General features: G+C 37.7%; 31 protein-coding genes and 2 rRNA genes. 28 read left to right on the forward strand and 5 right to left on the reverse strand.

What is annotated here, in order from left to right; all coding sequences use genetic code 11:
- Window positions 1–111: ribosomal RNA gene (locus M3610_RS24435) — 23S ribosomal RNA — on the forward strand; the annotation flags it as partial.
- 77 nt (window positions 112–188) lie between these two features.
- A 5S ribosomal RNA gene (gene rrf, locus M3610_RS24440) occupies window positions 189–305 on the forward strand.
- Window positions 306–422: 117 nt separating this feature from the next.
- Here the strand turns inward: rrf and M3610_RS24445 are convergent.
- Entirely contained in the window at window positions 423–731 is a 309-nt protein-coding gene (locus M3610_RS24445; protein WP_251463199.1) for a hypothetical protein, read from the reverse strand.
- Window positions 732–886: 155 nt separating this feature from the next.
- On the opposite strand from M3610_RS24445, the gene M3610_RS24450 reads away from it, so the two are divergent.
- The 3 genes from M3610_RS24450 (at window position 887) to M3610_RS24460 (ending at window position 2,999) form a co-directional block, all read left to right on the forward strand.
- Complete coding sequence (locus M3610_RS24450; RefSeq protein WP_251463200.1) at window positions 887–1,870, forward strand: DUF1835 domain-containing protein; 984 nt, start codon at window positions 887–889, stop codon at window positions 1,868–1,870.
- Between the two features lie 123 nt (window positions 1,871–1,993).
- Window positions 1,994–2,338: a lmo0954 family membrane protein gene (locus tag M3610_RS24455; protein WP_251463201.1), complete on the forward strand. Its 345-nt coding sequence runs from the start codon at window positions 1,994–1,996 to the stop codon at window positions 2,336–2,338.
- Window positions 2,339–2,360: 22 nt separating this feature from the next.
- The gene (locus M3610_RS24460; RefSeq protein ID WP_251463202.1) at window positions 2,361–2,999 is read left to right on the forward strand and encodes a PspA/IM30 family protein; all 639 of its coding nucleotides are present in this window, start codon (window positions 2,361–2,363) and stop codon (window positions 2,997–2,999) included.
- A 47-nt stretch (window positions 3,000–3,046) separates the two neighbouring features.
- Here the strand turns inward: M3610_RS24460 and M3610_RS24465 are convergent, their stop codons facing one another.
- Window positions 3,047–4,024 (reverse strand): ring-cleaving dioxygenase, encoded by a 978-nt coding sequence (locus tag M3610_RS24465; RefSeq protein ID WP_251463203.1) that lies wholly within the window; start codon window positions 4,022–4,024, stop codon window positions 3,047–3,049.
- A gap of 265 nt (window positions 4,025–4,289) precedes the next feature.
- Between M3610_RS24465 and M3610_RS24470 the strand changes: the two genes are divergently transcribed.
- The 10 genes from M3610_RS24470 to M3610_RS24515 all read left to right on the forward strand — a co-directional run bounded on the left by M3610_RS24470 (window position 4,290) and on the right by M3610_RS24515 (window position 13,155).
- Window positions 4,290–5,522 (forward strand): DUF438 domain-containing protein, encoded by a 1,233-nt coding sequence (locus M3610_RS24470; RefSeq protein ID WP_251463204.1) that lies wholly within the window; start codon window positions 4,290–4,292, stop codon window positions 5,520–5,522.
- 272 nt (window positions 5,523–5,794) lie between these two features.
- Window positions 5,795–6,988, forward strand: a complete 1,194-nt coding sequence (locus M3610_RS24475; protein ID WP_251463205.1) for a glucose-1-phosphate adenylyltransferase — start codon at window positions 5,795–5,797, stop codon at window positions 6,986–6,988.
- A gap of 113 nt (window positions 6,989–7,101) precedes the next feature.
- The gene (locus M3610_RS24480) at window positions 7,102–7,893 is read left to right on the forward strand and encodes an HAD family hydrolase (protein ID WP_251463206.1); all 792 of its coding nucleotides are present in this window, start codon (window positions 7,102–7,104) and stop codon (window positions 7,891–7,893) included.
- Between the two features lie 180 nt (window positions 7,894–8,073).
- Window positions 8,074–8,763, forward strand: a complete 690-nt coding sequence (locus M3610_RS24485) for a BsuPI-related putative proteinase inhibitor (RefSeq protein ID WP_251463207.1) — start codon at window positions 8,074–8,076, stop codon at window positions 8,761–8,763.
- A gap of 295 nt (window positions 8,764–9,058) precedes the next feature.
- Window positions 9,059–10,438 carry a branched-chain amino acid transport system II carrier protein gene (gene brnQ / locus M3610_RS24490; protein WP_251463208.1) on the forward strand — a complete coding sequence of 460 codons (1,380 nt, stop codon included), beginning with the start codon at window positions 9,059–9,061 and terminating at the stop codon, window positions 10,436–10,438.
- A gap of 176 nt (window positions 10,439–10,614) precedes the next feature.
- Complete coding sequence (locus M3610_RS24495) at window positions 10,615–10,815, forward strand: cold-shock protein (RefSeq protein WP_026568674.1); 201 nt, start codon at window positions 10,615–10,617, stop codon at window positions 10,813–10,815.
- Window positions 10,816–10,868: 53 nt separating this feature from the next.
- Window positions 10,869–11,054: a hypothetical protein gene (locus M3610_RS24500; RefSeq protein WP_251463209.1), complete on the forward strand. Its 186-nt coding sequence runs from the start codon at window positions 10,869–10,871 to the stop codon at window positions 11,052–11,054.
- Between the two features lie 32 nt (window positions 11,055–11,086).
- Window positions 11,087–11,965: a LysR family transcriptional regulator gene (locus M3610_RS24505; protein ID WP_285851472.1), complete on the forward strand. Its 879-nt coding sequence runs from the start codon at window positions 11,087–11,089 to the stop codon at window positions 11,963–11,965.
- A gap of 135 nt (window positions 11,966–12,100) precedes the next feature.
- Window positions 12,101–12,469, forward strand: coding sequence for a CidA/LrgA family protein (locus tag M3610_RS24510; protein WP_251463211.1), 369 nt, complete (start codon window positions 12,101–12,103; stop codon window positions 12,467–12,469).
- A complete protein-coding gene (locus tag M3610_RS24515; RefSeq protein WP_098576495.1) occupies window positions 12,469–13,155 on the forward strand; it encodes an LrgB family protein in 687 nt (228 codons plus the stop codon). Before M3610_RS24510 ends, M3610_RS24515 begins: the two co-directional genes overlap by 1 nt.
- 57 nt (window positions 13,156–13,212) lie before the next feature.
- On the opposite strand, the gene M3610_RS24520 is transcribed toward M3610_RS24515, so the two are convergent.
- Together M3610_RS24520 and M3610_RS24525 are read right to left on the reverse strand one after the other, a co-directional pair.
- Window positions 13,213–13,707 (reverse strand): SdpI family protein, encoded by a 495-nt coding sequence (locus tag M3610_RS24520; protein WP_251463212.1) that lies wholly within the window; start codon window positions 13,705–13,707, stop codon window positions 13,213–13,215.
- 127 nt (window positions 13,708–13,834) lie between these two features.
- On the reverse strand, window positions 13,835–14,656 hold the full coding sequence (locus M3610_RS24525; protein WP_251463213.1) for an HAD family hydrolase: 822 nt from the start codon (window positions 14,654–14,656) through the stop codon (window positions 13,835–13,837).
- Window positions 14,657–14,931: 275 nt separating this feature from the next.
- Here M3610_RS24525 and M3610_RS24530 point away from each other — a divergent pair, with 275 nt between their 5' ends.
- The 6 genes from M3610_RS24530 to M3610_RS24550 all read left to right on the forward strand — a co-directional run bounded on the left by M3610_RS24530 (window position 14,932) and on the right by M3610_RS24550 (window position 17,605).
- Window positions 14,932–15,213, forward strand: coding sequence for a hypothetical protein (locus M3610_RS24530; protein ID WP_251463214.1), 282 nt, complete (start codon window positions 14,932–14,934; stop codon window positions 15,211–15,213).
- Between the two features lie 121 nt (window positions 15,214–15,334).
- The gene (locus M3610_RS24535; protein ID WP_251463215.1) at window positions 15,335–15,511 is read left to right on the forward strand and encodes a DUF2187 family protein; all 177 of its coding nucleotides are present in this window, start codon (window positions 15,335–15,337) and stop codon (window positions 15,509–15,511) included.
- A 65-nt stretch (window positions 15,512–15,576) separates the two neighbouring features.
- On the forward strand, window positions 15,577–15,729 hold the full coding sequence (locus M3610_RS24540; RefSeq protein WP_251463216.1) for a hypothetical protein: 153 nt from the start codon (window positions 15,577–15,579) through the stop codon (window positions 15,727–15,729).
- Entirely contained in the window at window positions 15,713–17,149 is a 1,437-nt protein-coding gene (locus M3610_RS24545) for an MDR family MFS transporter (RefSeq protein ID WP_098576477.1), read from the forward strand. Before M3610_RS24540 ends, M3610_RS24545 begins: the two co-directional genes overlap by 17 nt.
- A gap of 138 nt (window positions 17,150–17,287) precedes the next feature.
- Complete coding sequence (locus M3610_RS28115) at window positions 17,288–17,422, forward strand: hypothetical protein (protein ID WP_257148630.1); 135 nt, start codon at window positions 17,288–17,290, stop codon at window positions 17,420–17,422.
- Between the two features lie 36 nt (window positions 17,423–17,458).
- Window positions 17,459–17,605, forward strand: a complete 147-nt coding sequence (locus tag M3610_RS24550; protein WP_251463217.1) for a hypothetical protein — start codon at window positions 17,459–17,461, stop codon at window positions 17,603–17,605.
- 248 nt (window positions 17,606–17,853) lie between these two features.
- Here M3610_RS24550 and M3610_RS24555 read toward each other — a convergent pair whose 3' ends face one another.
- The gene (locus tag M3610_RS24555) at window positions 17,854–18,444 is read right to left on the reverse strand and encodes a guanylate kinase (RefSeq protein WP_251463218.1); all 591 of its coding nucleotides are present in this window, start codon (window positions 18,442–18,444) and stop codon (window positions 17,854–17,856) included.
- A 381-nt stretch (window positions 18,445–18,825) separates the two neighbouring features.
- Here M3610_RS24555 and M3610_RS24560 point away from each other — a divergent pair, with 381 nt between their 5' ends.
- From M3610_RS24560 to eutB, 7 genes are all read left to right on the forward strand, one after another.
- Window positions 18,826–19,170, forward strand: a complete 345-nt coding sequence (locus M3610_RS24560; protein ID WP_251463219.1) for a lmo0954 family membrane protein — start codon at window positions 18,826–18,828, stop codon at window positions 19,168–19,170.
- Between the two features lie 2 nt (window positions 19,171–19,172).
- Window positions 19,173–19,391 (forward strand): hypothetical protein, encoded by a 219-nt coding sequence (locus M3610_RS24565; protein WP_251463220.1) that lies wholly within the window; start codon window positions 19,173–19,175, stop codon window positions 19,389–19,391.
- On the forward strand, window positions 19,384–20,043 hold the full coding sequence (locus tag M3610_RS24570; RefSeq protein WP_251463221.1) for a PspA/IM30 family protein: 660 nt from the start codon (window positions 19,384–19,386) through the stop codon (window positions 20,041–20,043). Before M3610_RS24565 ends, M3610_RS24570 begins: the two co-directional genes overlap by 8 nt.
- Before the next feature lie 137 nt (window positions 20,044–20,180).
- Window positions 20,181–20,846, forward strand: coding sequence for an LbetaH domain-containing protein (locus tag M3610_RS24575; RefSeq protein WP_311315854.1), 666 nt, complete (start codon window positions 20,181–20,183; stop codon window positions 20,844–20,846).
- A gap of 95 nt (window positions 20,847–20,941) precedes the next feature.
- Window positions 20,942–22,114 (forward strand): DUF3800 domain-containing protein, encoded by a 1,173-nt coding sequence (locus M3610_RS24580; RefSeq protein WP_251463222.1) that lies wholly within the window; start codon window positions 20,942–20,944, stop codon window positions 22,112–22,114.
- Between the two features lie 268 nt (window positions 22,115–22,382).
- Window positions 22,383–24,071 carry a PucR family transcriptional regulator gene (locus M3610_RS24585; RefSeq protein ID WP_251463223.1) on the forward strand — a complete coding sequence of 563 codons (1,689 nt, stop codon included), beginning with the start codon at window positions 22,383–22,385 and terminating at the stop codon, window positions 24,069–24,071.
- Between the two features lie 186 nt (window positions 24,072–24,257).
- Window positions 24,258–25,274, forward strand: a complete 1,017-nt coding sequence (gene eutB / locus M3610_RS24590; protein ID WP_251463224.1) for a hydroxyectoine utilization dehydratase EutB — start codon at window positions 24,258–24,260, stop codon at window positions 25,272–25,274.
- Window positions 25,275–25,377 lie beyond the last annotated feature (103 nt).

A 25,377-nucleotide genomic window follows, 5' to 3' on the forward strand; every position in this document is an offset into this window, starting at 1 on the left:
CATAGCGCAAGCTAGTAAGAACCCTGAAAGATGATCAGGTTGATAGGTCAGAGGTGGAAGCGTGGTAACATGTGGAGCTGACTGATACTAATCGTTCGAGGACTTATCCTAATTTTAAGGTGAACTCAAGTTTACAAACTTCTTCAGCATTATCTAGTTTTGAGGGAATGAAGCCTCAAATTTTATAGTCTGGCAGCAATGGCGAGAAGGTCACACCCGTTCCCATACCGAACACGGAAGTTAAGCTTCTCAGCGCCGATGGTAGTTGGGACACGCGTCCCTGTGAGAGTAGGACGTTGCCAGGCACGAAAAGGACAATCTGAAAAAGGTTGTCTTTTTTGTTTTTCATGCTTTTTCCTCATATAAGTAAAAAAGGGCAATGAGTTAAATTTCATTGTCCTTTTCGGTCAGTTACATTATAATTATCGCCTTAATCGCCGTAATACCTTATATTCAAAATCATCACGATCGATATCCAATCCCAACACTTCATTTCGGAATGTCTTAAAACGTCCATTATCCACTTCCAAAGTAAAATAGCCTCTTTCACTTAAAAGATTTAAATCTCCAATGATATTTTTCCTGCGAACAGGGTCAAATAAATTAACTAAGTTAGGATTATTTGGATGTGGCTTGAATTGACATCCTTGTTCCACACAAGTTCTAACGATGTTTTGGACTTTTGGATGGGCAATACTCTCAATTTTTTTGGTTGCTTCGATACTAAGCATATCATCACTCCTTTTCCCGTCTTAAAACGATATGCATAGGCTATCACGAATATGCAATCCCTTCTTAGCAACATACAGGTCCATTCATAAATTAGAAGGATATATGTATTTCCATGCTAAAATAGATTTATGCTAGTCACAACGGAGGTCTTACTATGATACATATTGTGAATGGGGATGTGGTGGGGAATAAGATTAGAAATCTTCCAGGAGATGTTCTGGTTTGGCGGGAAATGTATGATTTTGGTCCACTCTCCCATGACATTACCGGTGAAAATTGGATTAGTCGTCGAGCCTATTTTTTTGAACAAAAATTGGCGATTCCAGCTGCGCTATTCATCCAGAATTGTAAAGACCAAAATCGATTTCTTTCTGAGATTCCAAAGGAAACAGAAATTGTTCTCTGGTTTGAGCACGATCGATATGATCAAACGATGTTAATGTTTTTGCTCAATGAACTATCAAAAAATGAATTGAAGAACTTATCAATGGTGACCATCAATGAGTATGATGGGGAAGAGCCATTTTATGGCCTTGGGCAATTAGCTTCAAATCAAATGGAAGAACTTTTTCATAAAAAGATACAACCTATTTCAGATGAGCAAATAAAAGAGGCAATTACGGGCTGGAAGGCATATACCTCAAAGAATCCCGCGGAGATTGAAACATGGATTGCAGCCTCAAAACAAAAATTACCTTTTTTAAAACAAGCATTACGATCTCATTTAAGCTTCTTTCCTTCAATACATACAGGTCTAAATGAGGTAGAAACCTTCGTGATTAAAAATCTTGATAAAAATCCTAGCTCCTTTATTGAATTATTCCACGCTATTACTCAAAAAAGAAGTAACGATGGAATAAGTGATCTATATTTTGCAGCTATGCTAAACGAGTTGATGAAGGGGCCATACCCATTGTTGGAATGTGATAATCCACTTCCTAACTATGAGAACCCAGTACCCTTAGCCCAACTTAGGTTAACTTCTAATGGTCTAGATATACAAAAAAGCCGGTTTGAGTTAATAGAACGTGATTGGTGGCTTGGCGGGGTCTATCTAAACAAGGAAAAGTGGTTATGGAATGGAAAAAGGCTTATTAATAAAGCTGAAAATAATAAGGGTCAGTCCTTCGCGACATAATGTTGTAAAGGACTGACCCTTTCTACGTCTTGGGACCGAGTGAAAAATCAAGCTTAGGCGCAATTATGATTACTAAGGAAAAAAGGTAAGATGATATCAAGATAAACAAAGGAGGAAAACAAAATGAAAAAATTCGGTTTACTTTTAGCAGGTGGGGTTGCAGCAATCGCCCTGCTTTCAACAATTGGTCCGATGCTAGGTCTGATTGTAAGTGCAGTCCTGTTATATTTCATCTACAAAAAGTTCCTAAAAACAGAATCAATTGGTTGGAAAATTGGCTTAGCGATTATCGGGGGGATTGTCCTGATCGCTTCTCTACACAATATTCCTGCCATCATTGGTGTTGGAGCTGCTTATGTGCTGTACCTAGTCTACAAAAAATGGAATAGCAGCAAAGTGATTTTTGAAAAAGAGGAATCAGATCCATTCATTAATTTTGAAAAGCAATGGAATGAATTAAAGAAATAAAAACAAAAAAGGAGAGAATAAGATGACAAACTTATTTACAAGAATTAAAAACACGATTACAGCAGATTTGCATGAGGCGATTGATCACAAGGAGAAGAAAAATCCAATTGCTCTTCTTAATCAATACCTTCGCCAATGTGAACAAGAGACCGAAAAGGTGCGAAAGTTGTTGGAGCGCCAGTATATCTTGAAAGATGAATTCCAAAGAGAATTACAGCATGCAGAAGAGTTAGCAGAAAAAAGAACATATCAAGCCGAAATTGCGTCAAAAGCAGGGGAAAATGAGTTATATCAGTTCGCCGCCTCCGAGCAGCAGCAATATACCGATCGAGCAAATCGTTTACGTACTTCCCTAGAACAAGTTAATGGGCAGTTAAGTGATTTAGAAAGAAAATATGAGGAAATGAAGCATAAGGTGAAAGATATGCATCTTCGCAGAATGGAATTAATGGGCAGAGAAAATGTGACTCGCGCGAATCTTCAAATTAACCAGGTGCTCGATTCCCATTCATACTCTGATAAATCATACTCAAAGTTTAAGGAAATCGAAAACTATCTTGACCGCTTAGAGCACCAAGTAAACAGCTCATTTTATCGCAGTACAATTGATGCGCGCGTTGCACAATTAGAAAAAGAATTGAAAAAAGAAACGATTTCATAAGTTTTTAAATGAACAAAGAGCGGGGCATCATTGCCTCGCTCTTTGTTTTATTCTTTAATGAATTCCTTGGTACTTCTAGTCGTATCAATTGGACGAACCATACTCTCAATTTGTGCCCGTTTGGGTTCTAAGAATGGCGGTAAAGATAATTTTTCGCCTAATGTTTCGTAAGGCTCGTCGCCCATAAACCCTGGACCGTCGGTTGCAAACTCAAACAGTATTTGTGGTGCCACTCTTGCATATAAGGAACCGAAGAAGAAACGATCAACGAACCCTGACGTTTGGAAGCCGAAGCTTTCCATGTGTCCAATCCATTCTTCTAAGACAGACCGATCTTCGACACGGAAAGCCGCATGATGGACGGTCCCGAAGCCTTGGCGGGCTTGAGGGAGGATCGCATTATACTCGACAACCACTTGTGCACCATTTCCGCCTTCACCCACTTCAAATAAATGAAATGAACCTTCATTTGCTATTTCTTTAAAGAGGAGTACTTTTTCCATCATTTCTTTAAAGTAGTCGAAATTTGCGACACGAACTAAGATCGGACCCAATCCTGTAATGGCATAATCTAATGGTATAGGCCCTTTTTGCCATGGGGTACCTGCTGCAATCCCTTGATTATTTTCATCTGAAATCAATTGATAATGCTGGTCATCAAAATCCACAAACGACAGGGTTTTTTTACCGAATTGTTCTTTAATCCCTGTATGCTTTACCCCTAAACGATCAAAACGTTTCACCCAATACTCAATCGCCGCGTCACTTGGGACACGGAAGGATGTTTTGGAAATTTCGTTGGTCCCATGAACTCCTTTCGGAATCCCTGGAAAATCGAAAAAGGTCATATCGGTTCCTGCACTGCCAACATCATCAGCAAAGAATAAATGATAGGTTTGAATATCATCCTGGTTAACTGTTTTCTTGACTAAGCGCATCCCTAATACATATGTGAAAAATTCATAGTTTTTTTCCGCACTGCTTGTAATCGCGGTTACGTGATGTATACCTTTTAAACCATTCATTGTCGTTCCTCCTATACCTCGAAATTTACATTTATTGTTTTAGTATCTTCTATCAATTTAAGGAATATTATCTTGAATTAATTTATCTTTAATTCAAAATAAATATAACACGAAATAACTATTCTGTCAAAAGTTCGTTCCTAAAGTTTTCACAATTTGGTTGTTACTAATGATGTGAATCACTAACAAGGATTTTCGGAAGTGGTAAGTTACTAATGAGAACAAATATCAAAAGTATTTTGCCACAATGAAGGAGAATCCTATTATGAGTGAAATCATTAATAATCGTGAACAACTGACTAAATCAAATTCAGAACGCTTAAGTATATTAAAACAACTGTTTGTCGATCTTCATCAAGGAAGAAACTTGGACGAGGTTAAAGCCCACTTTGATGCATTGATTGGAAAAATAACCATTGAAGAGATTACACAGCTCCAACATGATTTTGTCGAAGAGGGAAGTATTTCTGCGAAAGAACTACAACATCTCTATCATCAGCATTCAGCTATTTTTCAAGGAGCGATTGTGGAAGATGGAACCCAAAACGGAAGATTAGAAGAACAGCCTGGGCATCCCGTTCATACTTTTAAGCGTGAGAATCAAGAAATAGATAAATTGTTATCGAAGAAGCTTCAGGTCCATTTGGAGGAATTTATGAAGGAAGATTCTACAGAGAATATTTACAAACTAATGGAAGATATCAATCGATTGCTGGATATTGAAAAGCATTATAGCCGTAAAGAGAATTTGATTTTTCCCTATTTAGAAAAGTACGGGATTTTCGGTCCAACCACCAATATGTGGAGAATTGATGATTTCATTCGGGACGCGATTAAGGATTGCAGGCAGAAACTTGTTAATTATCAAGGGGATAAGGAAGCTATTATTGCCGTTGTAAATTATGTCATTCAAGAAGTAGCAGGGATGATTTATAAGGAAGAGAACATCCTTTTCCCGATGGCCATAAATAATTTTACGGAAGATGAATGGGTTAAAATTGCCCATGAAAGTGATGAAATTGGTTTTTGCCTGATCGATTCTGCTGAGGTTTGGAGGCCGGAGAGAAAGGCCTTGGAAGAAAAGGCCATCTCTGAAGGGTATATTAAGATGGAAACCGGGATTCTCTCCTTAAAGCAGCTGGAGTTGTTATTAAACCATTTACCAGTGGATATCACATTTATTGATCAGGATGATGTGGTCCGTTATTTCTCGCACGGGAAGGAAAGAATATTTGCTCGGACGAAAGCGGTCATTGGCCGAACTGTCCAAAACTGTCATCCGCCAAGAAGTGTCCATGTTGTAGAGGCATTGTTGGCAGACTTTAAGTCTGGCAAAAAGGACTGTGAAGATTTTTGGATTAAGTTCAAGGATAAATATGTTTATATTCGCTACTTTGCGGTTCGTGATGTGAACGGAAACTATATCGGCACGCTTGAATTTACCCAGAATATTGATCCGATCAAAGCAATTGAAGGAGAGAAACGGATCTTAAATTAAGAGCATATATAAAAAGAACTGTCATTTCAATGTCGAGGTAATCGCCAGGAAATGGTAGTTTTTTTGTTATGGGCAATATTCGGTATTTAAAATTACGACAATACTAGCTAATATTTGAGTTTACTTACTTTTGGTGTCGATAAAAAAGTTGGTCACTTTCACAAAGCTGTAACAGGTTCACCGGGAAACTGGAAGAAAACGGAGATAATAAAAGTAGAGGAAGATGTTATAGATGTGCACATGTTAGGAACTAATTTTCGAGGAGGGTAACAATGAAAAAACAAAAATGGATTGCTTTGTTATTGGCTGGCGGGAAGGGTACAAGGTTAAACCTGCTGACAAAATCACTAGTTAAACCAGCAGTCCCCTTTGGTGGGAAGTACCGCATCATTGATTTTGCCTTAAGTAATTGCAAGAACTCCGGAATTGAAACTGTAGGAATTTTAACACAATACAGACCCTACGTGCTGCATTCACATCTTGTTCATTGCAGCTATTGGAACTTGTATAATCGTCATGGGGGCCTGACGATTCTCCCACCATTTCAACGCAATAACTCTGGAGTAGAATGGTATGAAGGAACTTCCCATGCTGTTTTTCAAAATATTGAATTTATCGAGCAGCAAAAGCCAGAGCATGTTCTGATTCTTTCTGCAGACCAAATCTATAAAATGGATTATTCTTTGATGCTTGAACAGCATATTGAAACGAACGCGGATTGTACGATCGCTGTTGTTGAAGTTCCGTGGGAATACGCCGGCCGCCTTGGTCTCATAAAAATGGAGAAGGAAAGCTATAAAATTATCGATTTTGAAGAAAAACCAGAACATCCGACGACGAATTTGGCATCAATGGGTATTTATATTTTCAAATGGCCAGTGTTAAAAGAATACTTGCTGCAAGAGGAGCAAAAAGAAATTACAAATCGAGATTTTGGTAAGGATATCATTCCTTCAATGCTGTGTGATGGACGAGGGCTCTATGCCTATTATTTCAACAACTATTGGAAAGATGTGGGGACCGTTCGGAGTTTTTGGGATGCTAATTTAGATCTTTTAAATAAGGAGACAAACATTTTTCTGCAAAATCCGGAGTGGAAAATCCATACGGTCGAACATAATGCGGACCCTTTATATTTGGATCAATCCGCAAAGGCTCAGCAAAGTTTACTAAGTGAAGGCTGTGAAATATACGGGACTATCGAAAAGTCTGTTGTGTTTAGCGGGGTGAAGGTTGGAAAGGGGGCGCGAATCAAGAATGCTGTTATCCTGCCTAATACCATTGTTGAAGAGAACGCTTGGATTGAATATGCGGTCATAGGCAGCCAAACAGTGATTAAGAAAGGTGTCATCCTTGTCTCAAAGGATCCGGACGTCCATTTAATCGTTGTCGGAAATAATGTGACCGTGGACCCTGCCCTTCACGAAACAACATCCAAAAACAATGTATTGACAATATCCTCCTAAAAATCGGAAACCTTCCCTTTTAAAATAAAATAATAAAAAATTCAGAATGATATATTTTTTATTTGTAAAATGGTAAACTAGTAAAATATATCTTGGACAAGGGGAAGATTACGATGGTTAAAGCTATTTTTTTTGATTTAGATGATACACTGCTTTGGGATCAAAAAAGTGTTAAGGAAGCTTTTGTTGCTACGTGTAAAGTGGCAGAGGAGAGGTATGGGCTTAATGTGGATCAGCTAGAAGAGGCTGTTCGCGAAGCTGCGAGAAGTATTTATGCCGGCTATGAATTTTACTCTTTCACGCAAATGATTGGCATCAATCCGTTTGAAGGATTGTGGGGGAATTTTTTAGATGATCAAGATGACTTTAGAAGGATGAAGGAAATGGTTCCTTCCTACCGGAAAGATGCTTGGACAGCAGGCTTGAAAGCTTTGGGCGTAGAAGATGCTGATTTTGGATTGGAACTGGCAGAACGATTTCCTCAGGAACGCAGGAAATTACCTTTTGTATATGAGGAATCTTTTAAAATTCTAGATAGGTTGAAAGGAAATTACCAACTGCTATTATTAACCAATGGTTCACCAGATCTTCAAAAAACAAAATTAGAGATCACACCGGAACTTGTTCCCTATTTTGACCACATTGTTATATCGGGGGATTTTGGCAGAGGGAAACCGGACCCGGCCATTTTTGAACACGCACTTGAGTTATTGTCGGTTGATAAGGATGAGGTCATTATGGTAGGGGATAATCTGATGACCGATATTCTTGGTGCGAATCGAGCAGGAATCAAGACAGTCTGGATAAACCGACATGACAAAGCGAGAAATGAAGTTATTCCTACGTTTGAGATTAAACATTTAGAAGAACTTTTTCCTTTATTAGAGGAATTGAAGTCGAAATAAAACACATATTCTAAAAAAATTGCTGTAGATGTAGGGGGGTATCCTATATTTATGGCAATTTTTTTGGTTTTAATGGAAATTGTCGAACTTAAAATATTTAGTAAAGATGTAACTTTGTTCTCCTTTTCGGCGACTATATGGCTAAGACCACCAAATTGCTTTTTGAAAAGGAGAGGAAAAATGCGAAACATTAAATGGTTTTCTATTCTTTGTTCAACATTGGTGATTGGGCTTATAGCAGGGTGTGGAACAAATTCTGTTCCTAAGGGGAGTGCAGAAGGGACGAAGACTGAAACCCCAGAAGAATATGAGATAGCTGCTAAATTTCATCCTACGATCGAAACGAAGTCTGTGAACAATTCAATGATTATTAAGTACAAGGTTAAAAATCTTTCAGACAAATCCCAAAAGCTAACGTTTCCTAGCGGATTAGAGGCAGATTATATTGTTTACGATATACATGGGAAGAAAATCAAACAGTATTCCGATGAGGTTATGTCAACGCAAGCGATTAAGATATTAGCGTTAGGAAGTAATCAAGAAATTGCTAAGAAATTTACGATTTCGGATCTTCCTAATGGCCGCTATCAAATTGAGGTATTCTTAACAGCAAAAGAAGAGGGAGCCAAAGTTGTGACCGACTTAATTGTTAATAATTCGTTTAGCAAAGGGAGCGGAGTGCTTGTTGGTCAAATAGATCCCCATTCAATTGAAATTGATATCAAGGGCAAAAAGGTAGCCTTTCAGCTAACAGAGGAAGCTATCAAGCAATTATCGCAGCTTAATGAAGGTAAACAAGTATCATTTTTATACACAGAAAACGAGACTGGACAAAAGTTGATTCATAAATTTGTTACAGGAACTCCATAAATGCTAGAGATATATCAAACAGACCTTTGCCGACAAGTGGATAAAGGTCTTTTTGTTTTCTTAATTGTGAATATTTGTTATCTCAGAATAGAACTTCAAAATTGGTTAGAATCATTTGACATCTTTTTCTTGTTTTGAAAAATCAAGTAAATTCGTTTTATAATGGTATTTTATTCCTGTCGAAATTATCTAATAAATCTTAAAAATAGGTTGATATTAATTTGTAAGGATAGTAATATAATTCTCGGACTATATAAAAACTAAACATAGAAACAATTTAGGTAGGAGTAATAAAATGCAGAATAAATTACCATTTTCAAGGTATTTCGTTATAGGTGTCATGTTATTTGCCCTGTTTTTCGGGGCTGGAAATTTAATTTTTCCTGCGGCACTTGGTCAGAATGCAGGTTCTAATGTTTGGATGGCCATTACTGGTTTTTTAATGACTGGCATTGGGCTTCCTTTTTTAGGGATTCTCGCAATGGGGTTCTCAGGAAGTAAAAACTTAGAGGAACTGGCAAGCCGTGTCCACCCGCTCTATGGGGTTATATTTACTTCTGTTCTTTATTTAACGATTGGGCCATTTTTTGCTGCACCAAGGACAGGTGCAGTTGCCTACGATATCGGGATAGCCCCGTTTATTAGCAAAAGTTATGGACAAGTTGGCTTATTTGTATTCACATTGCTCTTTTTTATTGTGACATTATGGTTTTCTTTAAACCCAGCCAAGTTAGTCGATCGGGTCGGCAAAATTCTTTCTCCTGCGATCATTGTACTAATTTTTATCTTATTAGTTATGGTCATTGTCAAACCGCTTGGTTCTATCGAAGCGCCACAAGCGGCTTATGCTAACGGTGCATTTATGAAAGGATTTATGGAAGGTTATAACACAATGGATGCTCTTGCATCACTTGTATTTGGAATTATCGTTATCAATTCGATTCGTTCAATGGGTGTTACCACCACTCGAGGAATCCTATTAGCTTCAGCTAAATCTGGGTTAATTGCAACGATTTTTCTTGGGATTATTTATGTAGGTGTTGCTTATCTAGGGGCGACGAGCACAAATGCATTCGGGTTGTTTGAAACAGGAGGTCCTGTTTTAGGGAAGGCATCTACCTATTATTTTGGATCAATCGGAACGGTGATGTTGTCAGTTATTATCCTGCTCGCTTGTCTGACTACGAGCATTGGCTTAATGTCAGCGTGCGGCGAATACTTCCATACGCTTCTTCCTAAAGTCAGTTACAAAATGTGGGTGTTGTTTTTTTCAGTCGTTTCATTTGTGATTGCTAACTTTGGGTTATCGAATATCATTAATTTTTCCATTCCGGTATTAATGTTGCTATACCCTTTGGCGATTGCGTTAATGCTGCTGACATTTTTGTCGAAACTATTTAACCATTCACGAATTGTTTATGCAGCTGTCATTATTGTCACCTTTATGATTAGTACCATAGATGGTTTTAAAACTCTCTGCGATCTGCTTGGGATTGAATATTTCGGCTGGCTTGCGAAGATTGTTTCGTTTTATGATCAATTCTTGCCTTTTTATCACAATGGGCTCGGATGGTTCCTGCCAGTTTTGGTTACGATCATCATTACTGGAATCATCGTCAATGTGAAGAATTTTACAACGATTCGTGTAAAAAACAAAACTGAAAGTTTCTTATAACATACAAAAACACTCTTCCTCGAAAATAACTATTTGCATTCCTGTCATTTTTCTGTTATAGTTAAGAAGAATTATTTTTGTTAGTTGTAGGATAATAAGTGCTAAACTTTCTGTCTTAAAGAACTGAGCAAGGATAGTAACACAATGTGTGCTAAGCACACGAGGAGGAAACAACAATGGAACAAGGTAAAGTAAAATGGTTTAATGCAGAAAAAGGTTTCGGATTCATCGAACGCGAAGCAGGAGACGATGTATTCGTACACTTCTCAGCTATCCAAAGCGAAGGTTTCAAAACTTTAGACGAAGGTCAAGCAGTTACATTTGAAGTAGAACAAGGTCAACGTGGACCACAAGCTACTAACGTTCGTAAAGCATAATTGAACCTAAATAATAAAAGACTCTCTTATGAGGGTCTTTTTTGTGTTTGTCTATGTTAAAGGTTAATCTGATCAGCATTCTGTTGATTGGAGTGGAGGGCACGAAGACTCCTGCAGGATACGGGGCAGGGGAGACCCCGCAGGAGCAAAGTGACGAGGAGGCTCCCCGGCACGCCTGCGGAAAGCGAAGTGCCTGGAATGGAAATCAACATACAAGTTTAAAGCAGCCATGTGTTTAATAATAATATTAAAATATTCAGAGGTGGAAGTGTTGGAATTAAGGCAATTACAATTATTCATGGAAGTGGCTAAGCATAAAAGTATAACAAAAGCGGCAGAAAGCATGCATCTCTCACAGCCAGCCATTAGTAAGTCAATCCGGGCGTTAGAAGAAGAGCTAGGGATGACGTTGATTATTCGGACCAATAAGACGAGTGACCTAACTGATGCAGGAAGAATTGTTTTAGAATATGCGCAGAGAATAGCTGGACTCCTATCTGAAATGAAAACAACCTTAAATGATATAACGAACCTGTCTAGAGGGCAGATCGATATTGGGCTGCCACCTTTTATAGGCAGTTTATTTTTTCCAAGGGTAATCGCGAAGTTTCATCATTCCTATCCAAATATAGGACTGAATATTACTGAGTATGGTGGAGCAAGAGTGGTAAAAAGTGTCGAGGAAGGAGAGTTCGAGCTAGGTATAGCAGTTCTCCCTATTGATGAACAGCAATTTGATGTGTACCCCATCGTGGAAGAAGAAATGAAGCTGCTGGTTTACAAAGAACATCATTTAGCAAGGCATAATGTAGTCGATATTAAGGAATTAAGGAATGAGGAGTTTATTTTTTACCACGAGGAATTTGCTCTTAATCAAATTATGAGGAATCATTTCATTGCTGCCGGTTTTGAACCCAATATCTTATTTATGAGTTCTCAGTGGGACTTGATGACAGAAATGGTAGCTGCCAACCTCGGAATTACGATTCTTCCACAATCTATTTGTAACCGGGCATTTAACCCAGATATTAGGATTATCGACCTTGAACAACCGATTTTATGGAGGCTTGCGGTTCTAACCAAGAAAGACCGCTATATCTCTAACGCGGGTCGAACCTTCATTGATTTTATCTTAAAAGATCCATTATAACTTTAAGTTATGCAAACTATTCGATATATGTATTTTACGAATGACGGAAATCAGCGTACGATATACACTATAGTTAATTTCGGAATGAAAAGGAGTTTATTAGCTCCTTTTTTGCATTATGGAGGGATTTTTTCGATGAAACTTGGAGTTATCATCTTACAGGTATTATTTTTACATGTATTCTTATTTCTCGGCGCGTCACTGAAAGAGGTAATTCCACTTCCTATTCCTGCGTCTATGTTCGGACTGTGCCTTCTATTTCTCGCGCTCTATATCAAAATAATCAAATTGGAATGGGTGGAAAAAGGAGCAAATTGGCTGTTAGCCGAGCTGTTGCTTTTCTTTGTCCCATCAGCGGTGGGAATTGTCAATTATGATGAAATACTTAGTGTTGAAGGGGCAGAAATCGTCGGTTTGATAGGGATTAGTACGATTATTGTTATGGGAATTACCGCACTAATTGCTGAAAGAATAACGGGTAGGAAAAGGAGTGAGCAGCATTGATGATGTTTTTATTTACGATTGTAACATTTCTTGTCTACCGACTTTCGAAGAAGGTTCATTCAAAATGGAGCCTGTTCCTTTTCCATCCTTTATTACTGGCCCCTATTTTATTAATTATATTGATTTCCGTAACGCATGTCTCAGCCAATCAATACCTAGAGGATACAAAATGGCTGTCACATTTATTGGGACCAGCAACAGTTGCATTTGCTGTACCGATTTATAAACACTTAAAGATTATTAAAAAATATGTGGGTACAATTATCATTAGCATCACCTCTGGCTCTCTTGTGGCGATTTTTTCTACATTTGGTTTGTCGAAATTGTTTCACTTAAAATATGACTTTATCACATCGATGCTTCCAAGGTCGATTACAACGCCGATTGCCATTGAGGTTTCAAAAGAAATTGGCGGTCTGCCAACCTTAACAACGGTTTTCGTCATTTTAACTGGGATTATTGGCAGCATTGTTGGGCCATCGGTGATCAAAGGGCTATCCATTAAAACACCCATCGCCAAAGGCCTTGCATTAGGCATGGGTGCCCATGGAGCAGGGACAAACAAAGCGTTTGAATACGGGAAACAAGAAGCAACCTTCTCATCCCTTGCCATGATCTTCGCAGCATTAATTACCTTAATTTGGGGTGCTCTTCTCATACCACCACTAATGCATTTTACTGTCTGAAAATATAAAGGTGTCAGGCACCATGTGAATATTTCACATGGCGCCTGACACCTTTTCCTAATGATTTGGGACACGTGTTTGTTTTTGATAGCTAGTTTTGAGTATGCCTGTTGGTTTTTCCCAAAAGTATGCAAGGTGGGGTGTATTTTGGTTAAAGAGTTCAATAAGTTCATGGAAGTTTTTCATCTGATATACATTAAAGGCGATGCCCTTTTCTGTTTTTACTTGAAAATAACATGTGGTGGTATTATTTTCACCTGCCGATTCTTTCTCATAATAAAGGGTGTCCGTTACGTCTTCCCAGGTATACTCATTAACAAATGTCCCTTTTCTTTGGTTCGCGATGGTGACAGTAAACCCTTTTTCATGACAAATAACCGTGGTGTCATTGCCAAAGAAATACATTATAAGAAATATGACGAGGGCAATAATAACGATAATTGATCCAACTAATACGTTAATAAACATGAATCCAATTCCAATAAAACAAAAAATAAGTCCAAAAATACCAGAAGATCTGGATGACGTTTTATTTGCGAATTCTCTGTTCAAAAAAAATCCCTCCTTTAGTAAGAAGGGTATGCTTTCCACTATGTTAAATGACTGAACAAGTCTAACAGATGGTAAGAAAATTAACCGACAAATTGTGCAAAATCCAATGATAAAGTGAAATCTTTCATCATAAGATTGTTTCTTTAGCATTTAATAACTGTAAGAGTTCGCGAACAGCATAGGAAAAACCATCTTCGTCATTAGTTTTTGTGATAATATCGGCTTTTTGTTGAACAAGGGCAGGGGCGTTCCCCATTGCAACAGACGTGGTTGCGACTTCAAACTGGGCAAGGTCATTACCGCCGTCACCAAAGGCAATAATTTCCTCAAAAGAAAGATTCATCATTTGCTGGTATCGTAATAATGCTTTTCCCTTATGGGCTTCACTCGAGGTCATTTCCACATTGTTTGGAAAAGAAGAAGCCATAGAAATATCAAATTTCCCTTCTAAAGCGGTTTTAACTTTTTCAATTTCTTCTACTTGATCAGGATGGACCAAAGCAATAAGTTTATAGATTTTTAGATTGTCTTTTTCAAGAATTGTATCATAATTAAATGTTTGAAAAAGTTCATCCAACTCCTGTTTACTTTTGCCGTGTAATGGCGGCAATGTGGAAGGAAAACCTCCATAATTCGTGTAAACAAGAATGCCCACACCTAGTCCTTTCAGTTTCTCCAAAATATTTTTGTAGGTTGAAATAGGTAAGACAGCCTCATACATTAATTCTCTAGTTTCTGAATATAAAACAGACCCGTTGATACAAAAGATCGGAATCTCCATATTTTGAACAGCTTTTAATTTAATGACATCTGCGTAAGCCCGTCCTGTATTCAAAATAAGGCAGTGACCTTGAGCCTTTAATTCGTTTAAAACTTTTTCATTCTCCACAGAAATTTCATGCTGCGAGTTTAATAATGTACCGTCTAAATCAATTGAAATACATTTCATAATATCAAAATTCCTTTCCATTCCATCATAAAGACAACTATATCAGATTTACACACAAAAATGGGATTCCAAATTTTATAGTTAAATTGAGATATAGTAGTGCCTGACACCAATTATCAGGAAATGATGCTTGAATATTTAACATTTTAGTTGATATAACATTTTTTTCCTTCTATAATCAATACAATAACCTTATTGGTGAAGTGTACTGTCCCATTCCTCACGTTACTTTTTCACAGATTGTTTTAAGAATAAGAGATCGGGAGTGAATTGTGATGATATTGAGAATTAGTGAAATAACTGGATTTCTTCATGACTTTGAGAGATATGCTCACCAGGATGGTACGAAGTATTATCTTACATTAAACACGTTAAGTCCAAAAGGTACACTTACGATTATGAAGTATCCAGAAGGAAATTTTACTTACCACCGAAAAAATGAAAATTATTGGGACATTAAAGAAGTTGATATTGACCTGGAGATGTTATCTGATATTATATGGGGGTTTAGAAAGACCATTAACGATATGATCTTAGCGGGTACGATGGCACATTAGTGGTTTCATAAAAAATAACATAGCCTCCTGAACATGCAAATTCTTGTTTTCTTGCAATAATCCATCATTTGAAAAGTATGTTTTCGGGAATTTATGGATACGATATTGTCGAGGTGATGGAATGGCAACGGCTAAGTTAGGCGATACAATTTCCTTTCAACGGGATGGAAAAAACCTTGAAGGTGTCGTTTCTGGGATAAGGGAAAATTCTGTTATGGTCCAATATGGATTCTCGAAGGAGAAAGATGAGCCTCTGACAACCATAGTCAACCATAAAAATTACAAAATTAAGAAGTAAGCGTAAATTAGGAGTTCTTTCCCTTAGTGGGGAAAGGGCTCTTTTTTGTGGCAGGGGTGTAATAGATGGCAGCTAAAAACAAAGAGCATTTAATTGGCACTTTATGGATAAATCAGTTAATCTGTAAAAGTACGTTTTTTTCAAAGGCTAATGGTGGAGCTCACCATCATAAAGAAATAAAAGGGAACGGGGGATGGATAGATGGCGATTACAAATAATAAGCAGTCGACGATTGTTGCGCTTTTGCTTGCAGGAACTTTTATTGCTATTTTAAATCAAACTTTGATGATTACAGCGATACCTCCAATTATGGAAGAAATGAATATAACCGCTAACAGTGCACAATGGCTGACAACCGTTTTCATGTTAGTTAATGGAATCATGATTCCGATTAGTGCATTTCTATTAGAGCGGTTTACAACAAGGCAGTTGTTTCTTACGGCGATGAGTATTTTTGCTGTTGGAACCCTTGTAGGCGGAGTTGCACCTAATTTTGAACTACTTCTATTAGGAAGGATTATCCAATCTGGCGGGGCAGGGATTATGCTTCCCTTAATGACAACGGTATTTCTGATGATTTTTCCAGTCAATAAACGGGGTGCCGCCATGGGGCTGGTCGGTCTAGTCATATCCTTTGCGCCGGCAATTGGTCCGGCACTGTCAGGATGGGTGACCTCACAATTTTCATGGCGAGTCCTGTTTTTTATCATATTGCCAATTGCTCTTATAGATATTCTTGTTGCTTTCTTTGCTTTAAAAAATGTAACTGAGGTATCAAAACCAAAAATGGATGTTATTTCTATCGTGTTATCTACACTAGGTTTTGGCGGCTTGCTGTATGGTTTTACTTGTGCAGGAAATTATGGATGGGCAAACCCGACCACGCTCTTAACGTTAGGAATTGGTGGATTGTCACTGCTTCTGTTTATTACCAGGCAGTTAAGGCTTAAACATCCCATGCTTGAATTCGGTGTATTTAAGTATTCCGTTTTCCCATTTGCCATTATCATTGGTATGATTGGCTTTATGGGATTGATTGGGGCAGAAACAATTATCCCTTTATTTATGCAGCGGATGCGCGAATTTACGGCTGTGGAGGCAGGCATCGCACTATTACCTGGTGCGCTAATCAGTGGATTGATGGCACCAATTATTGGGAGAGTGTTTGATAAAATCGGCGCGAGATGGTTAGTAATGATTGGTTTAACAATTATGACTGCATCTTCGTTTGCTTTTACGAATTTGGGTCCTTCGACGACAATGACCTATATTACTGTTTTATACGGGGTCAGAATGTTTGGCTTTTCGATGGTAATGATGCCGGTTGCAACATCTGCCTTGAACCAGTTACCCAAACAATTAATCCCCCATGGAGCCGCCGTGGATAATACGATGAAAATGATCGCTGCCTCTGTTGGTACTGCAATCCTTGTCACGGTTATGACGACCACAGCGGAAAATGCCCAGACACGCCCAGAGATTTCCAATCCAGATATGTATGGAGCCAATGTCGCGTTTATGGTCATATCCATCCTGTCACTATTAGCCCTCATTCTTTCCTTTTTTATAAAAAATGACCCTCAGACAGAAGGGGATGGAAAGCGACAAAAGAAGGTAAAAGTTAAATTGCAGGAGTAGATTGATGTATTAACCAAACAAGAACTCTGAAAAACAAAGGTAATTTGTTTTTCAGTGTTCTTTTCATTTGGCATGTCATTAGATCAGGGAATGAACCTTCTGATTAGGTTCATAATAAAACCAAAAGGAGGGAACAAAATGGACCAAAAATACAATACAGGCGATGATGCTGCAATTGAATTAAAAAAGGCGTTAAACAAAAGCCGGCCCCGAAGCAATCCGAATATGAGTGAAGCCGAGCAGAAACTTAAATTGCAAAATAAGAAAAGCTAAGGGAGTTAATGGAGGTTATCAATAGGAGGTGAGAAAATGCCGAAGAATAATCCAATTGAGTATTCCGGGAAAGTTCTAGATCAAAGAAATGATCTTACTGGACCAGATGTAGGAAAGGGTACCTATCCTGAACGGCCAATGCATGTACCGATTCAAGACCCAACCAGCAAAAAAGGGAAATAAATGAGGCTTGGGCTAAAGAAACGGTAAAAAGTTACTTTGTGTTAAACGAAAAAGGCGGAACAGCGATTCGTTATTCGTTCAGTTTTCGTAGTAAATAAAAATGGCGTAATAACCTACATAAACACCTCATTTAAAGCGGACAAAATAGAAGATAATGAAGCGGTATTTAATGAACTTGAAAAATTAACAAAGCAAGTAAAAAGGAAAGGTGTCAGGCACCGACCAAGCACTGACACCTTTCTTTTTATTTAATAATCGGTAACGATAAAGCCTCTCTCAAGAAAATCCTCAATGACTTCGCTAACTTGAAAGGAAATCTGCGGCGAATCATAATTTTCAAAGGCGTGTTCACAGCTATTTTTGTAGTTCATGGTTTCATCATAATGGGCCATGTGGCGAGCAATGTCTTGATCATTATCTTGTCGTACTTTCTGTCTTTCAATAACCGTATCACGGTCGGCATAGATGAAAAAGCGCATGACACGATCACCGTACATTTGTTTTAATTTTTCGGTTCCTTCGGGATTTAATGTGAGGTATACGAGGTTGTGGGATTCGAATGCTTTAACAATGTCCTCTTCGCGAATACCATAATGGATACCATCGATTTCTACACATTCAAGAAACTCCTGATTTTCTTCCATTTTTTTGAATGTGTCTTCATTAATAAAATGGTAGTCTTCCCCATTCTTTTCATAGTGACGAGGAGAGCGAGTCGTGTAGGAGATGACTGTCTCCATGTCAAAAGCGGTCGCTACCATTTTGGCAACTGTTTTTCTTCCTGAACCATCTGGACCTGTGTAAATGAATAGCTTTTCCTTGTTCTTAATATTATACATAGATAACCTCCTGAAATGGATTATATAAAAAAGAATCTACCTATTGGCAAATGCTTTTTAGTATTACACCATTATTTGGTCGGACTGGTAATATTTTAATTATATCAAAAAGTTGCAGAAAGAAAAGTTTGACTCTTCAATTTTTTAAAAGACTATGCTTTAGTACTAAAATACATAGAAAATCAATAGAAGCTCACACTCACTTCCAAGGTAAGATTAGTGTTTTTTTTTTGTACCACTAATTGTAGTCCGTTAACATCTACGTCTTAAGTCGTAGTGAAAAATCAAGCTAAAGCGCAATTATGAAACACTATGAAAAAAGGTAAGATGAAATCAAGATAAAGTTATGAAAAGTTAAGTGAAACGAAGGAGGATAATAGCATGAAAAAATTTGGTTTGCTGTTGGTGGGTGTAATTGCAGCATTTATTTTACTAAAAACCATTGGACCAATGGTAGGGTTAGTTGTCAGCTTAGCGATTCTTTACTTCATTTATAAACAGTTTTTGAAGGCGGAATCTACAGGGTGGAAAGTGGGGTTAATCATCATCGGCTTAATTGTCTTATCAGCAACCATCCACCATATCCCAGCTCTTATCGGGGTAGGGGCAGCTTATGTACTATTTCTTGTTTATAAACAATGGAATAAAAATAAAAAGCCACCAGTGAACAAAGAGTCCGATCCATTTGAAAATTTTGATAAACAATGGAATGAATTAAACAAATAACTGTGTTAAAGGTTAATGTTTATTTTGGTACTCTGTTGTTTGGAGTGGAAGGCACGAAGACTCCTGCGGGAGTACGGGGCAGGGGAGACCCCGCAGGAGCAAAGCGACGAGGAGGCTCCCCGGCACGCCCGCGGAAAGCAAAGTGCCTGAAACGGAAATCAACAGACAAGTTTAACACAGCCAAAAAAATAATAATCAAAGGGGAAAATGAAAATGGCTAACTTATTGACTAAAATTAAAGATCTCATTATTGCTGATTTGAATGAAACGCGTCAACACAAGGAAAAACAAAGTCCAATCGCTTTGCTTAATCAATATCTTCGTGAGTGTGAGCAAGAGACAGAAAATGTTGGTAAACTAGTCGAACGCCAAGCAAGTTTGCAGGAAGAATTTACGCGAGAATATCATCAGGCAATAGAGCGAGCGGAAAAAAGGAAGTACCAAGCAGATATTGCTTCAACCGCTGGTGAAACAGAACTCTACCAATTTGCAGCAAAAGAGCATCAGCAATATACTGAGCGTGCAGAACGTCTGAAGACATCGCTTGCGCAAGTTTCGGAGCAGTTAAGTGAATTAGAAAGAAAGCACGATGAAATGAAACATAAGTTAAAAGACATGCATCTGCGCCGGATGGAATTAATGGGACGCGAAAATATCACACGGGCTAATCTCAAAATCAATCAAGTTGCAGAATCCAGTTCTGTCCCGGACCAATTTTCTTCCAAGTTTAAGGACATTGAAAACTATCTGGAACGATTAGAACAAAAGGTGAACCACTCCTTTTTCCACAGCACAATTGATGCACGGATGGAGCAGTTAGAAAAAGAAAGGGGTAAGCAGGACGAACAATCTGTGAACCTAACAAAAGAATAACGTGAAAAGGGCAGTGATTTGGGGATCACTGCCTTTTTGTTGAACGGAAGGCCCTATTATGGGTATGAATCTTATTATCTTACGTATATGTAGTATGAGATCAATAAGAAATCAATGCTCAGAAAGGGGAATGTATTTTGTGGTACTATCGCAATAATGTAAATGGTGCTTTTAATATGTATAGTTACTATGTCGGAGCAAACCCTCCAACATCAACAAATCCAACCCCCATTTTTCCAAAAATCAATAAAACCGTCTTTTTAAGTCCGTTCACCTATATTGTCGGCGATGTCACGATTCGCAGTAATACGTTTATTGCCCCATTTGTCAGTATCCGTGCAGATGAAGGGACGCCATTTTATATCGGAAGCAACTGTAATTTACAGGATGGTGTGATCCTGCATGGCTTAAAAAACAAACAGATAGAGATTAATCACAAGAAATACTCGATTTATATTGGGGACGAGGTATCCTGTGCCCACGGGGCGTTGATTCATGGTCCTTGTCAGATTGATCAAAAGGTATTTATTGGATTTAAGTCTATCGTTTATCATGCCAGGATTGGTGAGGGCAGTTTCATTGCCTCCGGAGCGATTGTTACCGGTGGTGTGACACTTAAACCGGGCAGCTTTGTCCCACCCGGAGCTCATATTGATTCGCAGAAAAAGGCGGATTCCTTATCCCAAGTTCCTAAAAATGAAGTCGAATTTGCCCGTGAGGTCCAGCGGGTAAATCAAGAATTTCCTTCTGCCTATTCGATTGTGTTTGGAAAAGACCGTTGTACATGCGGTTTATCATGTTAATGATGAGATTTATCAGGTGAAAAATAACTTTTGGAAGGTTTTAGCACCTATTTTGTTGAATTAAGAAAATAAGAATTTTGGGGTGAGGTGGGAGAATGAACGATATCCAATTAGCGTTTATCGATGAATCAGGTGATTATAGTTTTGATTTTGAAAATAATGAAGTCTCAACCCACTTTATTATCGTAGCTATTCTAGCAAAAGAATCTAGTAAAGAGTGGTTAGAACAAGAAGTTGAGCAGGTTCGACAAAAATATTTTTCAACCGAAGTTATGCAATCAGACAAAATCGACAGCCCCCATGTAAGAATTCAACTATTAAATGAATTGAGGGATCTGCCGTTTAATATCTATGCCTACATCGTCGACAAAAGGAAAATTAGAGAAGAGAGCGGCATCATGTTTGAAAAGACGTTTATTAAATACATGAATCGGTTGATATATGATGACTTACAAAGAACCTTTGATCAGCTCGATCTTGTTTTGGTTGAACAGGGATCGAAAGAATTCATGACTGAATTTAAAACCTATATCATCGAAAAAAGTATTCCCGATCTATTTAATTACTCCACCTTTGGATTTAACAACAATTCATCAGAGATTCTCCTTCAATTGGCTAATATAATCGCTGGGACGATTGCAAAAGGGTATGATCAACCCCAGTATTCGGAGCATTATCCACATTTTCATAAAATCATTAAAAAGAAAATCATTGCAATGAATTTATGGCCGCAGAACTATAAAAATTATTTGCATGATTACAAATCAAGGAATCAAGACTCTCAGTTTGATGAGGTTATTTTTCAACAATCGGTGAATTTAACCATTCATTACCTAGAGAAAAATAAAAACAATGAAGACTTAGATGAAAAAATTAGAATTGATTTTCTCAAGTTTTTGCTATTTAATCTGCGAGAAAACCCAAATGAATATGTCTACACGCAAGAAATTCTCGATAATCTTAATGCTATTCGCGTGAACAAAATCAATCACCATTTCTTCAGGTCGAACATCGTCTCCAAGCTCCGGGATAGCGGTCTGTTAATTGCCAGCAGCAACAAGGGCTATAAATTGCCGGTTTGTTTAACAGACGTATACGATTTTGTTAATTTATCCAGCCTAACGATTCACCCGATGATTCAAAGAATATCCAAGTGCCGCAATCAAATTCTATTGGCCACAAACAATGAGATCGATATTCTCGAAAATAATGAATATGAATATCTAAAAAAAATGATAGAGATGGAAAAATTTTTGGTTACGGAATAAAGGTCAGTCCCTGCTAGCAATCGGTAGTAGGGAACTGCCCTTTTTTTACTTTTTTATAAGAGAATTGTAAAATACATCTATTTACCTAATTTACTGAATAGTACGGATTTGCTAAAATATTACTTAAGTATAAAACTATTCTTAATATATATATAAGATTATTTTGAAATAGTTTTTTCGATAAACAATCCATTGTCCCTCAGATAAATCCAACGATGTAATGAGGAATAGTTACTAAAGATTGAGAACATCATCCAGGAGGGATTCGGTGAGTTTACAAATATTCGATATTTTACAATTAGAAATTATGAAAGACGCTAAAGTGTTATCTGGGGCAAAACTTATTAACAAAACCGATGTTAAATGGGTATCTGCTATCGAAATGCCGGTTGAGAACTTTGTCCGAAAGAATGAATTTGTTTTAACTACAGCGATAGGTTGTGGCCATAATCTTGAGGAATTTGAAAAATTTGTTAAAGATATCATGGATTCCGAAGCATCCGCACTAGCTGTTGCATTAGGACGGCATATTTATGAAATCCCGAGAGAAGTCATTGAAATGGCCGAAAAGAATAATTTTATAATTATTGAAATACCATGGGAAGTCCGTTTTTCGAGTCTAATTGAAGCGGTCATGTTGAGGTTAAATCATGTCTCTAACGAAGAAAATCGGAAATCAGAAAAAGTTCAGCAGGATCTTTTAAATTTAATTTTAAAAGAGGCAGACCTTGCATGTATATCAACCTATTTACATGAGCACCTAGGATTTCCTGTTATTATCACTGATCAAACTGGTACCATTCATGCCCAAAGTAAAGAGATACCGAATTTATTGGAAAACTGGAAGAGGTATGTTGTTAAAGGAATCATCCCTGCTCTGAAGACGGTGTCCTTATCTTCACATGACCCTATGATTCAGAAAATTCAATTGATTAATATAGAAGAGCATTGCATTGTACAACTGCCTGTTATTCAAGTTTCAGAAAATACACAAAATTATCTGTTTGTCATATTGTCGTCTGATATAAATTTGGATTGTTTTTTAACACAAAATACAGTCAATGTCCTCGAGCATGCTGCGACAACAATAGCTCTATGGTTCTCAAGGAAAAATGCAGTAGAAGAAACAAAAATAAAACTCCATGCTTCTTTTATTAACGAGCTAATTAATGGAGAATTTAATTCCTGGGAGCAAGCAAATTCAAGGGCTGAAATTATTGGCTATAATTTGAAACTCCCATATCTATGCATAATTGGAGCTCCAGAAAATTTAAAAGAAATTTTTAAAAAAAGGAAATTAGCCAAAGCTGCTTATCAACAATGGGCTGATAGCATGATCCATTACATAAAAGAAGAAATATTCTATGCGGCACAAGCATTAAATAAAGAAGTAATGATTACCTATTATGAGGAGAAACTGTTGGTTTTTCTTGAAATTTCACTAGATAATAAGAATGAAAGTATTACGAACTTTTTAGATCTTGTAGATCGTCGAATGAAGAATTTGCTGCCCAACGTCGTTATTTCTTGGGGGATCGGTAATTATAATGAGGACATATCCGGTTTTAAAGAAAGTTATCAAAATGCGAAAATTGCCTTAAATATCGGCAGGAATAAAAAAGGGATTGGTCATCGGGTTATGTATGAAAATACCCGTGTCGACCGTCTCCTGTTAAATCTTTTTCAAAATCCTGATATGAAAGAAATCATTATGTCCACCATCGAGCCTCTAGTAGAATATAATATACAGCGGAATCTTGACTTAATAGAAACGATTAGCACATATAACCAATATCAAGGGAATGTAAGTCAAACCGCTAGGGCATTATTTTTACATAGACAATCTTTACTCTACCGTTTACGGAAGATTGAAGAATTAACGGGTCTTTCACTTGTCGATCCTGATGATTTGTTTTTATTAGATTTAAGCATAAAGACATGGAAAATGGGGAGTTAATACTTTGGGAATACTAAGAAAGCCAGCAGCCTTGCTGGCTTTTTTAGATGGAAGTTAATCGTTTATCGTTAAAATTGTATGAAAAGCATACTAACAGTATAGTCAGTTTTGACAATGGAAATCTCTAATAGATGGATTTAGTATCTAAAATATAAATAAATGTTTAGGTTCAGGGGAGGAGTAAGTATGAATTTTACTAAACAGATAAAAGAAGTCAAAGAGATGGACATTCGCGATGTGTGGGCGGCCCGAAAACGAATAAGCCCGATTATTAACAAAACGCCAATCATCCATTCTTCGATTCTATCAGAAAAAATCGGTCGTAATGTTTATTTAAAGTTGGAAAATGTTCATGAGGTAGGAGCCTTTAAAGTGAGAGGGGCGGCTAATAAAATACTAAGTTTGAGTGAAGAGGAAAAAAGACGCGGGGTTGCCACGTTTTCAACAGGAAATCATGGGATGGCTGTGGCGTACATTGCTAAGAAAATTGGAATTGATGCCGTTGTCTGTATTTCCAATCGGGTGCCCAAGGCAAAAGTAGACTCACTAAAAAGGCTGGGTGCTCAAATTGAAATCGTCGGAGACAGCCAAGACGACGCAGGAGTTCGCTGCTATCAATTGGAAAAAGAGCAGGGATTAACGGTGATAGAGCCCTTTGATGATCCCCATGTTATCGCAGGACAAGGAACGATAGGATTGGAATTGTTGGAGGATCTTCCTCATTTAACAGATGTGATTGTGCCGCTTTCCGGCGGCGGGTTGCTCTCTGGAATTGGCTTGGCCTTAAAGTCCAATGATAAGAATCTTCGGGTAACAGGTGTTTCTATGGAAAAATCTGCAGTAATGTATGAAAGCTTAAAGGCCGGCAAGCCAGTCGTTCTAGACGAAAGCGAGACACTTGCAGATAGTTTACTAGGTGGAATTGGACTGGATAATCTATATACATTCAACATGGTCCAGAAATATATGGATAATGTCTTACTGATTCCTGAAGATGAAATTGCCTATAGTATGGCTTATATGATGGATAAACACCGTATCATTATGGAAGGGGCAGCAGCAACAGGAATTGCAGCAGTTTTAGGAAAGAGAATCCCTCACCATGAGGGTGATGTGGCTATAATAATAAGTGGGCAAAATGTGGATCTCTCTATATTACAAACATTAATACAAAAGTATACCTTTGAAAACAAAGGGAACTGATTTATAAACCAGTTATCTCCTATCTTTCATGCCGTACAATTGCGGAATTTAAAGGATGGAGGTAGCTGGTTTTTGTTATTTTGACAAATTTGACTAGAAAGGA

The organism is Neobacillus sp. MER 74, from assembly GCF_023714155.1.

Coding starts and splice junctions, on each gene's coding strand:
- M3610_RS24445 (WP_251463199.1), bottom strand. CDS start 731: ATGCTTAGTATCGAAGCAACCAAAAAAATTGAGAGTATTGCCCATCCA.
- M3610_RS24450 (WP_251463200.1), top strand. CDS start 887: ATGATACATATTGTGAATGGGGATGTGGTGGGGAATAAGATTAGAAAT.
- M3610_RS24455 (WP_251463201.1), top strand. CDS start 1,994: ATGAAAAAATTCGGTTTACTTTTAGCAGGTGGGGTTGCAGCAATCGCC.
- M3610_RS24460 (WP_251463202.1), top strand. CDS start 2,361: ATGACAAACTTATTTACAAGAATTAAAAACACGATTACAGCAGATTTG.
- M3610_RS24465 (WP_251463203.1), bottom strand. CDS start 4,024: ATGAATGGTTTAAAAGGTATACATCACGTAACCGCGATTACAAGCAGT.
- M3610_RS24470 (WP_251463204.1), top strand. CDS start 4,290: ATGAGTGAAATCATTAATAATCGTGAACAACTGACTAAATCAAATTCA.
- M3610_RS24475 (WP_251463205.1), top strand. CDS start 5,795: ATGAAAAAACAAAAATGGATTGCTTTGTTATTGGCTGGCGGGAAGGGT.
- M3610_RS24480 (WP_251463206.1), top strand. CDS start 7,102: ATGGTTAAAGCTATTTTTTTTGATTTAGATGATACACTGCTTTGGGAT.
- M3610_RS24485 (WP_251463207.1), top strand. CDS start 8,074: ATGCGAAACATTAAATGGTTTTCTATTCTTTGTTCAACATTGGTGATT.
- brnQ (WP_251463208.1), top strand. CDS start 9,059: ATGCAGAATAAATTACCATTTTCAAGGTATTTCGTTATAGGTGTCATG.
- M3610_RS24495 (WP_026568674.1), top strand. CDS start 10,615: ATGGAACAAGGTAAAGTAAAATGGTTTAATGCAGAAAAAGGTTTCGGA.
- M3610_RS24500 (WP_251463209.1), top strand. CDS start 10,869: ATGTTAAAGGTTAATCTGATCAGCATTCTGTTGATTGGAGTGGAGGGC.
- M3610_RS24510 (WP_251463211.1), top strand. CDS start 12,101: ATGAAACTTGGAGTTATCATCTTACAGGTATTATTTTTACATGTATTC.
- M3610_RS24515 (WP_098576495.1), top strand. CDS start 12,469: ATGATGTTTTTATTTACGATTGTAACATTTCTTGTCTACCGACTTTCG.
- M3610_RS24525 (WP_251463213.1), bottom strand. CDS start 14,656: ATGAAATGTATTTCAATTGATTTAGACGGTACATTATTAAACTCGCAG.
- M3610_RS24530 (WP_251463214.1), top strand. CDS start 14,932: ATGATATTGAGAATTAGTGAAATAACTGGATTTCTTCATGACTTTGAG.
- M3610_RS24535 (WP_251463215.1), top strand. CDS start 15,335: ATGGCAACGGCTAAGTTAGGCGATACAATTTCCTTTCAACGGGATGGA.
- M3610_RS24540 (WP_251463216.1), top strand. CDS start 15,577: ATGGCAGCTAAAAACAAAGAGCATTTAATTGGCACTTTATGGATAAAT.
- M3610_RS24545 (WP_098576477.1), top strand. CDS start 15,713: ATGGCGATTACAAATAATAAGCAGTCGACGATTGTTGCGCTTTTGCTT.
- M3610_RS28115 (WP_257148630.1), top strand. CDS start 17,288: ATGGACCAAAAATACAATACAGGCGATGATGCTGCAATTGAATTAAAA.
- M3610_RS24550 (WP_251463217.1), top strand. CDS start 17,459: ATGCCGAAGAATAATCCAATTGAGTATTCCGGGAAAGTTCTAGATCAA.
- M3610_RS24555 (WP_251463218.1), bottom strand. CDS start 18,444: ATGTATAATATTAAGAACAAGGAAAAGCTATTCATTTACACAGGTCCA.
- M3610_RS24560 (WP_251463219.1), top strand. CDS start 18,826: ATGAAAAAATTTGGTTTGCTGTTGGTGGGTGTAATTGCAGCATTTATT.
- M3610_RS24570 (WP_251463221.1), top strand. CDS start 19,384: ATGGCTAACTTATTGACTAAAATTAAAGATCTCATTATTGCTGATTTG.
- M3610_RS24580 (WP_251463222.1), top strand. CDS start 20,942: ATGAACGATATCCAATTAGCGTTTATCGATGAATCAGGTGATTATAGT.
- eutB (WP_251463224.1), top strand. CDS start 24,258: ATGAATTTTACTAAACAGATAAAAGAAGTCAAAGAGATGGACATTCGC.